The organism is Streptomyces purpureus (assembly GCF_014648195.1).
Lineage (GTDB): Bacteria > Actinomycetota > Actinomycetes > Streptomycetales > Streptomycetaceae > Streptomyces > Streptomyces purpureus.
Genome location: NZ_BMQQ01000001.1, coordinates 470,869 through 484,549 on the forward strand (window position 1 = coordinate 470,869; position 13,681 = coordinate 484,549).

Genomic DNA, 13,681 nt, shown 5'->3' on the forward strand with positions numbered 1-13,681 from the left:
GGTGACGTTCTGTCAGAAGGGGGTGGTGCCGTGGATCTCCAGACGCGGCGCGGTGTCGATCCGGGTCGCCGACCGCACCGGCACCAGTCCGGCCCCGGGATCGCGCGTCCAGCGGCGGATGATGCCGTTGTCCGCGCCGGCCGTGAGCAGCTCCCGGTCGTCCGAGGTCAGGGCGGAGACCCAGATGGCCGGATGCGGGGTCGGTGTCGCGCCGAGAGTTCGTCCCGTGGCCCGGTCCCAGCGGCTCAGCACCCCGTCGTGACCGGCGGCGACGATCTCCCCGTCGTCGGTCAGCACCAGCGCGGGGACGCCGGCGCCGTGGTGCAGGGGGTCACCGAGCTGCTGCCCGTTCGCACGTGACCAGCGGCGGATCGTGCCGTCCCGGCCACCCGTGACGATCTCCGTACCGTCCGGACCGATCGCGACGGACAGAACGGCGCCGGCATGGCCGAGCAGGGGATCCCCGGCCGGTGTGCCGCTCTCCCGGTCCCAGAAGCGGACCGTGCCGTCGAGGCCCGCCGTGACGATCTCCCTGTCGTGCGAGGTGAGCGCGAGCGCCCGAACCGCCCCCTCGTGCGCGGTCAGCGCCTCGCCGCGAGGACCCCCGTCCGGCAGGCCCCAGCGGCGCACCGTGCCGTCCTCGGCGGCCGTGATCAGCTCGGCGCCGTCGGAGGTGAGGGCCAGCGCCCTGACCCAGTCGCCGTGCGCGGTGAGTGGCTGGGCCGCCTGGGCGCCGCTCGTCCGGTCCCAGCGGCGGACCGTGCCGTCGCTGCTCACGGTGACGATCTCGCTGTCGCCGGGGGTGAGCAGCACGGCCCAGGCCGTCCGCTCGTGCGCCGTGAGGGGCGCGGCCAGCGCCGAGCCGCGGAGCCGGTCCCACCGGTGCACCCGGCCGGTGACGTCGGTGCTGACGATCTCGGCGTCGTCGTGCGTCAGCGCCAGGGCGCACGTGGCGTTGCGCGGATTCATCATGGCCGGCCGTCCTTCGCGGGCAGTGCCGCGTCGAAGGCCAGCCCGCCGGCCGCCTCGCCCTTACCGGCCCGGACCCGGCGCCCCACCCAGTGATACAGCCGCCCCTCCCGGTCCCGGGCCGCCACCGGCACCCTGGAAGCGGTCACCCCCGAACGCGGGATCTCCTCGTCGCGGAAGTACACCGGCTTCACCTCCGGCTCCAGGAGCCGGCCGACCGCGCCCGGCCGCAGACCGCCGTGGCGCGGGATCACACCGCGGCGGAATCGGATCGCGCCCCGCGTGCCGTTCTGATCGCCGGCCTGCCCGGGCACCAGCGGCACCGGCACCAGCGGGATCCAGTGCGGCGGCACCGGCGTCAGCAGCCGGTAGTCCAGCACGGCCCTGGGCAGCTGAGACGGGCCGGGATCCTCGTCCAGGGGGAACTCGTCGGCGCGCGGCCTCGGCCGGCCGGTCGCGCTCCGGACCACCCGCTCGACGGCCCAGCCGAGGTTGGCCATCTCGTCGCGGACGAACAGCACCTCCTCCACCGCCGCGCCCTCCATCCGGCCCGCCGCCTGCGGCAGCAGCGGCAGCAGCGGGGGGCCCGGGGCGCCCTTGTCGTCCCGGGCGTCGCTGAGCCGGAACAGCGCCAGCCGCTCGTGTGTGACGGGCGCGATGTCCCACGTCTCGTCGAAGGTGTCGCGGACCGTCAACCGAGTGATCCAGTGCAGCTTCCCCACCTCCAGTTCGACCGGGACGATCCAGTGGTCGTTGCCGTAGACGTTGGCGAACTCCACGACCAGCAGCCGGGCGAGATCCGTGGGACCCGCTTCGATCGCGGGCACGTTCACGGTGGTGTCCTCGAACTCCCACCAGCGGTCCGCCGGCATCCCCGGATACATGGCGCGGGTGGGCAGGGTCACCCGCGACGTGCCGGCGGCGGCCGGGGCCTCGCCGGGCAGGACGAGGGGGGTGTCGCCGGCGTCGAGGTCGAAACGGTACGGATCGGCGCTGCCGCCCGGGTACTCCGGCGCGGTCAGCACGACCCGGCGGTTCCCCACCGCCGCCTCGACCCCGAACCGGTGCTCCAGACGCTCGCGCACCCAGGTCGTCGGGCCCGGCGTTGCATGCGTGGCGGCGAACCACTCCTGCCACCGGTCGGCGGCGTTGTCGAAATGCGCGGCGTGGCCGGCGCTCAGACCGTCCGGCCGCCAGTTCGCCGCCAGCTCCTTCGCCAGCGACCCGCCATGGGGAGCACGGTTCTTCAACACCCGCCCCAGGGCGACACCCGCCGGGTCGAGCGGATGCTCGGCGGCGGCCTCCGGGTCGTCCGCCCGGACCAGGGGACACCTCTTGATCACCTGACGGGTCACGTCGTCCCGTACGCCGGCCGGCAGTGGAGCCAGCAGGGACAGGAACCGCACTCCGGCCCGGGCCGCGGCCCTGAGCGTCAGCTCCGGGGGCCCGCCCGCCTCGGCCAGATACTCCACCGGCACCCCCGGCGGATACGGCAGCGACGGGCCGTCGTCCCCCGGCCGGAAGCGATCGACCGGGACCCCGGCCGTTTTGATCGTGACCAGGACCGGCGAGCCGCCGTCCTCGCCGTGGAACTCGGCCATCTGCCACTGCCGGGCCAGCAGGAACAGCGGATCCGCCACCTGCGCCTCAAGGGCCTCGTCGAGCTGGCCACCGCCGCCGGACGACCGGACCTGGGGCTCCAGCCGGTGGAAGTGGGTGAACCGGGCCGCATCGGTCATCGCTATGACTCCCCGTCACTGAGCAGGCCCACGAGCCCGTCCACCACGGCCTGCTTCATGATCGCCTTGAGGCCGACCGTCGGAGCGTTCCCCAGCGAGGAGTCGGGGAGGTAAGCCGCCGGAAGGTACCGGCCCAGCCAGCCCAGCGCCGTCAGATCCACGAGCCGGAGCTTCGCCAGGTCCAGTGCCTCGCCCACCACATCGGCCAGCGTGTCCAGGGTCCACGGTGATCCGGCCACCGGCGGCACCGCGAGCAGCACGGCGTGGGGCGCGCGGGCGCCGGGTGCGTCGAAGTGGAAGGCGGCCCCCGCGGTGTGGGTGGCGGCCGGAATCACCTCGGTCCACTCGTCGACCACCAGCACCGCCACTGGCTGCGAAAGGTCCGGGCCCGTGGGGCCGGCGGGGCCGTGGACGACGAACGCGGTCGCCGGATCGGCCCGGTCGGTCCACTTGGCAGCGCCGACCCAGCGCTTCTCGGAGTCGAAAGGCCGCTGGCCGACCCGCAGGCCGTGGCCGCGGCCGGTCCCGGCCGCTTCGGTGTGCAGCAGCAGATCGGCGAGCACGGCTGCACCGGGCCGGACCGTCGCCATCTGTTCGAGCCAGTCGTGCGGGGCGGGATGCTCGTCGGTGCCTTTCAGCCCGGTGAACGAACGCCGCAGCTCGTCCGCGTCCGGGACGGTGACCAGACGCACAGCGCGGAAGCCCGGGCCGAAGACGGCCTCCAGGGCGGCCAGGGAAGCCTCCGGGGGCGTGTTCTGCGGTGTGGCGTTCTCCGGCAGCGCTTCCCGGGCGCGCGCCAGCCGGGTTTCCGCCTGCCGGACCGCCGCCGCCGCGTGATCGGCCGGTGTGCCGTCCTCGGCCGACCGCGGAACGACCACGCCGTACCGCGCGAGGGCCGCCAGGTCCTCGGCCGTCTTCGCCCCGTCGAGGCCGTCGCAGGCCGCCTTGGCCCGGCCGAACAGCTCGGCGTCGCCCCCCGGCGCCGGCGGGGCGGAGGCGGAGGCGGTGGTCAGGTCGGCCGCGGAGCCGGGCCGGCCGACGGCGAGGACGGCGTTGACCGCGGCGGCCAGTGCCTCGACCTCCAGGAGCGACCGCGTCGTACGCGGCCAGCCGTCCTCCCGGTCCGCCTCCAGCTCCGGACGGGCGTCGGAGGGCACGTCGTCCGGGCGAACGCCGACGAGGGCGTCGGCCAGGACGTCACGCAGCGTGCCCGAGGCGACGAGAGCGAGCACGTCGAGGGCGCAATGGCTGGTCAGGGGCCAGTCGTGGGCGCGTACGGGGGCCGCCGTCCCGCTCTGGCCGGGGCGGATCCAGCGGGCCCGCAGCCGGATCCGGTCGGCGGGACCGAGTTGGTGGCTCGCCCAGGCGTCGAGCGGTGGCTCGGCCAGCGCCCGGGGGCGGTCGCGCTGCGAGGTGCCGTCCCAGCCCGCGGCCGGCCGGGTGCCCCGGGGGACGACGACCATGATCCGGTGGGTCACCGGTGTGCCGTGCGCCGGGGTGTCGAGGACCTGCGGGCGCGGCGGCGCCTCACCCCCGGCCGCGAGGCTGTCGACGGTGGCCGCGACCCGGTCGGTGTTGCCGTGGGCGAGCTGATGGACGCCCTCGGCCAGCAGCAGGTCGGCGACCGCGTCGATGTCGGCGTGCAGGGCTTCGAGCTGCTCGCGGACGAACTTCTCCTCCGTCGGGTTCAGGGCCGGCTCCACATCGGGGACCAGCGCCTGCATGGCCGCCTCGACGGTGAGGTCGCCCAGGGCGGCCCCGTCGGTGACGTCGTGCGCGCCGATGAACTCCTGGGCGGTGCCGGGCGTGGCGCCGTCGTGCTGGAGCGGCTGCGACGGCCAGTGCTTGCGCAGCGGGGCGATGACCCGGTCGAGTTCGAGTCGGCCCACCGGGCGTTCCCGGGCGTCGTGCAGCCGCCGTTCCAGGCGGTATCCGAGCAGTGCCCCGATCGGCTGGCCCTGCCGTACCCCGTCCAGCACGTCCATGGCGACACGCATCCTGCGTGAGGACAGGTCGACGGCGAAGGCCCCCGGGTCGGAGGCGTGCGACAGATATCCGCTGTGCAGGATGGCGGCCGTGGTGGCCTGGGGGATGGAGGGTGCGAGCACGCAGCCGTCACTGGACTGGTCCGGCCGCCGCGACAGGTTCTCCACCCAGCCGTATGCGCCCAGTTGAACACCCGTCGGACGCCGCTCCGGTGCCCGCATCGCCTTGAGCCGGGCCGTGGCCAGTGAGGTGATCCAGGCATCGAGCCGGTGGGAGACGAGATCGAGGCACTCACCGAGCAGCCGCTCGACGGGGGCGAAGGGGTCCTCTCCGCGCTTGTGCCAGGCCTCCGCCCGCAGGGCGAGATGGCGCAGCGCCGCGTCGATCTCCACGAGCCTGGCGCTCCAGGGCCGTTGGGGGTGCACGGCGGTGAGGACACCGTGCTGGTCGTGCGCGGCCGAGACGATGGCCGCGAACTGGTCCTGCCGCGCCTGCTTGACGGCCTCGTGGACGGTGACGCTGCTGCCGGTGATGTCGTCCCGTACGTCGAGTGCGAGGAGCGAGGCAGCCGTGAACGGCCGCAGCAGCACGCCGGCGTCGGCCGCCACCGCACCGGACACCTCGGGGGAGAGGATCACCTCCGAGTGCCGGTGCTTGAGCTGGGCGGTCAGCGGATTCTTCCCGGCGACCGCGGCCGCCGCCCGGCCGTACTCCAGGTTCGCGGTGTGCCGCAGCAACGCCTCCAGGAGAGTCCGGGCCTTCTCCGGCTTCACCGCCAGAAGCGGGATCTCGAACCGCTCGACAACACCCTCCAGAAACAGGAGGAAGTCCTCGACCGGGTCCAGGGCGCCCGGCCGCGGCGTGATCCGGGCGAGGGGGAGCCAGAGCCTCCTGGGGTCGCCGGGTTCGTTCTGGTGGTGCGAGACGACCGGCTCGTACGTGATGCCGAGCGCCCGGTTCAGCGCCTTGGACAGCCGGTCCTCGACGGTGCTCGGGCAGTCGGCCTGGACGTCGGCCAACTTGTTGGTGAAGCAGGCGTTGAGCATGCCCCGCACGCCCCGTACCCCGCAGGTGCGGGAGACCGGCGCCATGCCCAGCGCGTGCAGCACATCGAGCTCGGGCTTGGGCAGGGGGAGGTTCGTCCCCGGCTGTGCGCGGCCGCCGACCCGGGGCAGGGTCTCGACACCGACCTCCCAGAACGGGCGCAGCGTGGTCAGCACACGGTGCAGATCGGTGAGCCGTTCGCTCTCGGCCGGCACGTTCGGCTGCCAGCGGGCCGTGGCGGTCACGGGCAGCAGGCCGTAGGGCTGCTTGCCGATCCGCAGGGCCGGCAGCGGTCCCCGGGCCCGTACGAGATCCGCGTAGTGCCGGCGCAGCCAGCTGCGGTCCACGGGCAGTTTCTGGGTCTGGCTCTCGCTCTCCAGGAGTTCGTCGAGGAAGAAGTCGCCGGTGGCGCTCCACAGCGCCAGTTGCAGCGCGCGGGCGTCGGCCTGCTCCGGTTCCCGGGCGCCGGGCAGCGCCGCCACGGTCTCGCGCGGTACGCCGAGGGCTTCGGCGACGAGGTCGCCGTTGATCCAGGGATCGGCCGGGGGAAGGGCCGAGGTCGCGGCCGCGGCGGCCTTGAGCAGTTCCTCGACATCGGGCGGGGGGCTCGCGGTGCGGCGCGCGCTCGGGATGTTGTTGGTCGGTGTCCCCTGGGCCACGAAGGCGGCCTGGCCGTCGGCGGCGCGGCCCGCCAGCAGCCGGCCGACCCGGGCGGCCGACTTCTCCGGGTCGAGGGAGGCCGAGACCCCGAGGACCAGGACACGGGTCAGCAGCGGTGTTCGCGTGGGGTCGTAGCCGGGCAGGTTCAGCGGCACCTTGATCGCCAGGCCCTTGTTCTGGGCCTCCTGGAACTTCGACAGCCACAGCAGTTCGGGGTCCAGATCCGGGCTGGCCGCCGTGGGACCGGCGTCCGGATCCGGCCCCATCTGGACTTTGTCCGGTACGGCCGACCCCGGCGCCTGCCCCACGAGGACGAGTCTCCCGTCGGACGCGGTCTGGTAGGCCAGTGCCACGAACCGGTCGGGCAGGGTCGACGCGACGGCCGGCTTGTTCCAGCCGCGGGCCCGGGTCGGCAGCGGGGGGAAGGTGGGTTCGGGACCGGGCACCTTGTCGGGCAGCGGAGCGTCGGGCCGGTTGTCGGGCTTCGGCGTGAGCCGGGCGGCGATCCAGCGGGCCCGCGCCGGCCCGAGGGCGGCGGAGAGCTGGTCCCACGCGCCGAGCAGGATCCTCGCCCGGTCACCGGCCGCGTTCTCGTTGCGGCCCGCTCGCCAGACCAGGCGCCAGTAGCCCTTCCCCTTCTGGACCTCGCCGTCGGTGGGGTCCGGTTCGTGCGACTCGACATGGATGTCGTCGGGGAAGATCCGTACGTCCACGGTGGGCGGATCGCCGTCGACCCGCAGCCTGGTCTCCAGCCGCACGGGCATCAGCATCAGCGGGACGTCAGGATCGAGCCGGCTCAGCAGCTCGTCCCCGGGAGCGGCGTCCGTGAACTCCCGCAGAGCCGTGTGCAGGACCTCGCGCGCGGAGCCGAGCGCCCGGAAGGCGTCCTGGCGCTGCGGCGGAGTCGCGTCCGGGCCGAGGAGGGCGCGCTGCCGCTCGGCCTCGGCGACGGCCTGGCGCAGGGGGCCGAGATCGGTCATGCGGGGGTGTCTCCCTAGGGGTGCGGCGCGGTCGGTGGGCTCGTCTCGTCCGGCTCAGGCCGGTTCCTCGCGGAGCAGCCGTTTGGCGGGCATGACCACCCGTACCGGCTGCTGGAAGCACTGGCGGGCGGTCCCCGCGGCACTCGCGCCCCACACGACACCGCCATGGGACACGCTGGACAGCAGGGCAGAGGGGGCGTGCTTGGCGGCCTCGTACGCCTCCGAGGACGTGAACAGGTGCTTCCAGTTGAGGTCGTTCCAGTCGTCGGCGAACGTCGGCGGGTCCGTTTCCGGCGGCGGCCTGTAGAGGTCTCCCCACGCCAGCGTCTCGGCGGTCGCGGGATCGTCCAGGCCGAAGAGCGGCTCGGTCGGATGCTCGGCGAGGACGAAGCCCCATGGCTTGACGAGAACGTCCTCCTCCGTCAGGGGGAAGCCGAAGAAGGCGGTCTCCGGATCGAGCGTCCCCCGGAAGATCGGATGCTCGGCATTTGCGTCGTCGGGTTGGCGCTCCTGTCCAAGTGGGCCGGTGAGTGGGGCGGCGTAGACGATCAGGCCGGGGTAGCGGCGGAGCAGGGCCGTGCGCAGCAGGAGGACGAGACGCTTCGGCGGCGCGGTGAGGTGGGCGCCCAGCTGGAGTGTGGTGTCCCACCGCGTCAGCGCGGGCATGTCGGGGTCGGCCCCCCAGAACCGGGTGAAGTACGTGCCCCGCTGGTCGGTGGGGTATTCGCGCCAGCGCAGCTCCCGGGCGAACTCATGGTTGGCACCGGTCATGTAGGCGGCGACGAACCACGGGTTGGTGAACGCGAGGGCGGCCGTGTCGGCCTCGACCCGTTCCAGACCGGCCAGCATCCACTCGGTGGACTGCGCGGCCAGCGGCTTCCACATCGCGTCGGCGAAGGTCGGCGCCCACTGGACGGGAGCTCCCGGCTGCTCCGTGGCGGGGCGGACGACCCGGGAGCGCAGGACGGTGTCGATCGCCGCCCGGGGGTCGAGGAGTGCGGTCACGGTGGTGCGGGCATCGGTCGCGGGGAAGGTCGCCCGGGGCGGGACCACGGGGGCGTCGGCCGGACGGTACATCCGGTCGAGCGCCGCGGTGACCATCGCACGGCCGTCCGCGGGGGTGATGCCGAGGACGGCGGCCGCGGGCAGCCGGCCGGCCACCTCCTTCAGACGGTCACGCCCGAAGAGGGTGGAAAGCGGGATCGACCCCTCGGCCTGCCAGCCGCCCAGGATGGCGGCGAGATCGCTCTCCTGCCACGCGTCCTGGCCAGCGCCGCCGTCCGAAGCGTCCTGGAGCCAGCTGCCCGCACAGTCGGCCCGCCAGATCCCGGCCCGCCCGCTCTTGTCCCAGTCCCAGGTCCCCGGGCAGCTCCCGTGCCAGGTCCCCCGGCGGGTGGCCGACTGCCAGACGCCCGTGAAGGACCCGTCGGACGTGGTGGACCGCGGATCCCAGGTGCCGTTGGCCACCCCCTGCCAGGTGCCCCGTTCCTCGCCCGACTCCCACGTTCCGCACAGCACGGTCCGCCAGAACCCGCCGGGCCCGCCCTCGGGCCTGGCGTTCCAGAGCCCGGCGAACCGTCCCCGCCACGTACCGCCGGCGCCCCCGCGGGTCCACGTACCGCCGCAAGTCCCGTCCCAGTGGTCTGCCGGCAGGGGCCGGCTGCTCTCGCTCCAGGGGCCCGACCAGGAGCCGGTGAAGGCACCGCCCGTCGCCACGTCGGAGGACGCCGGGAGCAGGGGCACGGCGGTCACCCTCCCCGAGGGGAGCATCAGCGCGCCGCCGGTGGTCAGCCGCACCTGGGCCAGATAGCGCTCGGACACCCCGATTTCGGGCAGTGCCCGGAGCGGGAAGACCGCCTCGAAGGCGGCGGCCGGGATGTCCGGGAGCGCGCTGAGCTGATCGGTCGTCAGGTCAAGGAGCTTCGCTCGCGTCTCGGCCTTCTTGCCCAGCGCCAGCCAGCCGAGCGGAGCCGTTCCGTACGACCCCAGCGCGGCCAGTACGGCGGGCAGCCGTTGGGCGCTGACCACGCGCTGGGGGGCGACGCCGAAGGAGACCGTGCCGTCAGGCGCCACCGGAGCCACCGCGAGGCCCTTGCCGGACGCCGCCAGTGAGGCGATCGTGGCGGCGAACGGCCGTTGGGCCTGCGCCGGTCCCGCGGACGGGGCGATCAGGGAAACACGCCGGCAGAGCGCGCCACGCGGTCGGACGGCGCGGCGGAACGCCGTGGTGGACAGCGCCGTCGGCAGCGCACTGCCATGGATCGTGTGGGCAAGGGTCGCGGTACCGAACACCGCCCTGGTCTTCAACGGCACGGCCAGGTGCAGGATCTCGTCCGTGGACAGGGTCCGCACATGGCGGCGGTGCAGGCTCCCGCCGACCAGTCGGGCGAACCGCGCGAGGTCCACGAATCGGTTCGCCGCCTGGGCCTCGGCCAGTTGGCTCCACGCCGAAGCCATCAGCTGCTCCTGCTCCCGCTGGACGGAGCGGGTGCCGAGCCCGGCGGCGACCCGCCAGCGCGGATCGAGGTTCAGCGTGTGGGGCCAGCCCGTCAGCGCGGGACCGACCCGGGCGCACAGGGCGTGGAAGCCGCCGTACAGCGGGGGCTGGACCTCCGGGTCCTCCTCGCCGTCGACCGTCTTGGCGAGGTCCAGGGCGGAGGCGAGCGCCTTCTGCCACGCCGTGCTCGGGGCGTCCACCGGCCATGTGGTGCGGTCCGGTGCCGCGGGACTTCTCAGCGCGCTCTCGACGTCCAGTGTGTGCTGTCCCGGCCCGGGTTGGATGAGGGGGCCGGGCCTGCTGACGTCCATCTTCCGCCGGCCGGTGTCCTTGGTCAGCGGTCTGCACCGCAGCCGGGCGGCCAAGGTCTCGAAGTCGCCCGCCTCGCCGGTGGAGAAGGTCCAGAAGTGGTAGACCGGGAGCGTCGCCGCGTCGTCCGTCGCCTTCCAAGCGCGGGAGAGGTCGCCGCCCTCTTCGCCGAGGCCGGCGCGCCGCCCTGCCTCGAACGCCGGTACCAGGCAGGCGGCGTACTCGGTGTGCGGGAGCAGCCGGCGGGGCGCGATCAGCCGGGAGAGCGAGCGGCGGGTGTCGTCCTTGTGGCCGGTGATGGTCTGGGAGTGCGCCCACAGGTGCAGGAACTCCGGGTCGGGCAGCTCCGTGGGGGAGACCTGCAGGACCGGCAGCGGCTTTCCGGGCCGCCGCCTCGGCCGCCCGGCCGCCGTGGGGACGCAGACCAGGGTGAGCCAGGGGCGCAGCTCACCGCCCGACACGGGCGCGAGCGGGGTGAACAGCCAGGGGAAATCAGTGCGGTCGAACTCCACCAGCGGGAAACGGGTGGTCTCCGCGTCGGGTGTGCCGGGCCGTGGGTAGAGCCGCACGATCTGCTTCGGATCGACGGCGAGGACGTCGCCCGGACCGTACAGAGACAACGGTACCGGCACCGCGGCGGGGCGGCCCTTGACGGACGCCGTGGCCGACAGCGTGCCGCGCACGGGTGCGGTGCGCCGCAGGTCGTCCACGTCACGCAGGGAGGCCGCGGCGCCGGTCCGGTCCCAGGAGGCGAAGGTGTACGACGTCATGGCCTCACCTCGTGTACGGGTACGACATGGAGCCGTGCGCGGCCGGGAGCGGACAGGAGGGCCTCCGCAGCCTTGGTGAACGGGACTTCATGGGGGAATTCGGCCTTCGCCGTGAGTGTGTCGGCGTCGACGATCCTGAACGCGCGCTCCCGCAGACCGCTCGGGCACGTCGCCTTGGTGACATACCGCGTACGGGCGGTGTGGGCGCCGCCCATGGCCACCGCGCCGTGGGCAACGGTGTGGTTCAGATAGGCCTCGCTCGCCGCCCAGCGGGGCAGCTGGGGGTCCTCGTCCGGTGCGCCGAGCCACTTGCTCTCGTATCTCAGGTCGGCCGTGTACCGCGTCGCGGACGGTGCGTCGGGCGGAGGGGTCAGCTCGCTGCCGGAGCGGAGCCGCTCGAACGACGGCTGGCTCAGCTTCTCCGCGTCCGTGAGCTCGAAGAAGTCGGCCCTCGCGAAGTGTTCCGTGACGTCGGTGCTCGTGCCCGTGCCGCCGGTGAACCCGACGGTCACGTCGAAGGCCGTCGGGGTGGGCAGCCGTGCCGCGCCGAAGCGGCTGACGAGGACGCCGAGGGGCACCACCCGCTGGGTGAACCGCAGCCGTCCCAGCGGGTGCAGCAGTCGGCCCGCGTCCTTGCCGCCGGCGCGCAGGGACACCAGCGGGCCGGTGCCCTGCGGCACCAGGGGCGCCCAGTTGCGGGCGTTGCCCAGCTCTTGTTCCAGCCGCAGGGCGATGTCCGGCGGGGGGTCGGCGGTGACCTGCTTGGTGCAGGCCCAGTGTTCGTCGAAAGGGAAGTCGATGTCGATGAAGAAGAGGGAGACGGTGGCCCGTCCCGCGATGTGCCAGCAGGGCGTGGGCCCCTCGACCCGGACCCGCAGTTGCACCGAGCAGATCGTCCTCCCGCCGAACCGCAGCGCGAACCCGCCGCGCAGGTCGAGGACCACACCGAAGCTCGGCTCCCACCGCACCAGAGCGTCGAAGTGGAGATGTCCGGTCACTCCGGTGCTCCGGCTGCCGATGACGACCGCCAGGTCCGCGCCGGCCTGGACCGTTCCGGGTGTGAGCGCGAGGTAGCCGCTGAAGACGATCCGCAGGAGCGGGGTGTCGGACAGGGCGAGGGACAGCCGTCTGGGCGGGGGAAAGCCGGCCGGCGCGGGGAATTCCGGGTGCCAGCCACCGGCGCTGAAGAGGAACCCAGGCCCTGCGCCGGGGCTGATGCGCAAGGCCATGCCGCCCTCGATGGAGGAGGTCAGGAGGCGGGAGCCGGACAGATCGGCCGAGAGCCGCACGGTGCCGTCGGGTTCGACGAGGCCCTCGACGGAGGCCCGCAGGTCGATGATCGGAGCCTGCGGCGCGGGCAGCGCCACCCTGAGGCGGCCGAGCAGGGCGGTGGTGCCACTGGTCGGTTCGAGGATCAGGCCGATGTCGGCGGTGACGAAGGACACCGGACGGCCCCAGCCGAGCCGGAGCATGGGCCCCACGACCCGGCTGCCCCGCTCTGTGCGGAACACGGATGCGAGGGTGCTGAGGATCTGTGGCGCCGCCGTGGCGGGGTCCTCGGGGAAAAGGACGTGGTCAAGATGGCCGGACCGCACGGCGGAGGCAAGCCCGTACTGGTCGATGGCGTGGTTGACGCCCAGGATGCCGCCGACCGCGTTGAGCGTGAGCGCCAGGCCGAGCTCGATCGGCGGGGTGAACTCCGCGCTGAGCGCGACCAGCAGCGATTCCTGCCGCGTCCGCAGAATGGCGAACGCCCGGACCTCGACCAGACCGAGGCTGAGCGCGAGCGCGCCCCGGTACTCGCCGTCCTTTCCGTCCAGGAACCCCGACCCCCGGGCCGGGCCGAGCGCCAGGCTCAGGCCGATGCCCGTCGGGCCCACCACCGAGGTGGCGGCCCCGGGCCCCACCACGGTACCGACGCCGTCGACCGTCGCGTCGGCGAGGCCGAGGAGCGACGCACCGAAGGAAGCGGTGAAGGAGAGACCGCCGTCCCTGGGCGCGAGGTACAGCGACGGCGCGCGGAGCCCGGGGGGCGCGCTCTTCAGCGGCAGCGCCAGTGCGTTGCGCGAACCGCCCTCGAAATGGACCCCCTTCGCGTCGACCCGGGCCGGTACGTCTCCTTCGAGTACGACGCCGCCGGGGACGAGCAGGCTCAGCAGTCCGTCCCCCGCGCCCAGCGCCAGCCGCAGGGAACGCAGATCCAGCTTCAATGCGGCGTCGGCCGGATCGGCCGGGACGGTGAGGCTGAGCGAACTGCCCCCGGGCAGCCGCAGCCCCTGAGCGAGGTGCACCTCTGTGTCGAGCAGGAGCTTCACGGTGAACGGCGTCGGCAGCGTGGGGCCGAGGACGTGCACCTGCCCGCCTGCGGCGCTCACCGCGCCCGGGACCTCCAGGCTCCATGAGGTGCCCGCCCGGTCGGTCGCTCCCCGCAGCAGCTCGACCAGACGCGGCCAGAGCTCTCCGGCCTGGCCGTCGTCCACCCCGGCCAGCCGGGCGAGCAGGGTGGCGGCAGTCATGTCCGTACCGGACGGAAGCCCGAGGGCCGTGCCGAGCGCCGCCCACCGCTCAGGCCCCTGGGAGATGCCGCCGAGGGAGGGGAGAGTCCCTGACAGGCCGGAACGGAGCTGGGTGGCCAAACCGACGACTGAGGCCATGGCGGCGTCTTTCCGGTGTGCGGAGGAGCTCCCGTACGGGATGGGCCGACGGGAACGGACAGGGCGCCCTCAC

Annotated in this window: 5 protein-coding genes; all 5 read right to left on the minus strand. The window is 73.8% G+C overall.

The features are described 5' to 3' along the window. Positions 1-12: 12 nt before the first annotated feature. Genes IEZ01_RS02110 through IEZ01_RS02130 form a run of 5 tightly spaced genes read right to left on the minus strand, consistent with a single transcriptional unit; the run spans position 13 to position 13,608 of the window. Positions 13-972: a WD40 repeat domain-containing protein gene (locus IEZ01_RS02110; protein WP_229832604.1), complete on the minus strand. Its 960-nt coding sequence runs from the start codon at positions 970-972 to the stop codon at positions 13-15. After that, a complete protein-coding gene (locus tag IEZ01_RS02115; protein WP_189199513.1) occupies positions 969-2,708 on the minus strand; it encodes a hypothetical protein in 1,740 nt (579 codons plus the stop codon). The genes IEZ01_RS02110 and IEZ01_RS02115 overlap by 4 nt, the downstream gene beginning before the upstream one ends. 2 nt (positions 2,709-2,710) lie before the next feature. Then, positions 2,711-7,378 carry a hypothetical protein gene (locus IEZ01_RS02120; protein WP_189199515.1) on the minus strand — a complete coding sequence of 1,556 codons (4,668 nt, stop codon included), beginning with the start codon at positions 7,376-7,378 and terminating at the stop codon, positions 2,711-2,713. Positions 7,379-7,432: 54 nt separating this feature from the next. Then, complete coding sequence (locus IEZ01_RS02125) at positions 7,433-10,954, minus strand: hypothetical protein (RefSeq protein ID WP_189199517.1); 3,522 nt, start codon at positions 10,952-10,954, stop codon at positions 7,433-7,435. Next, positions 10,951-13,608, minus strand: a complete 2,658-nt coding sequence (locus tag IEZ01_RS02130) for a DUF6603 domain-containing protein (protein WP_189199519.1) — start codon at positions 13,606-13,608, stop codon at positions 10,951-10,953. The genes IEZ01_RS02125 and IEZ01_RS02130 overlap by 4 nt, the downstream gene beginning before the upstream one ends. Between the last annotated feature and the right edge of the window lie 73 nt (positions 13,609-13,681).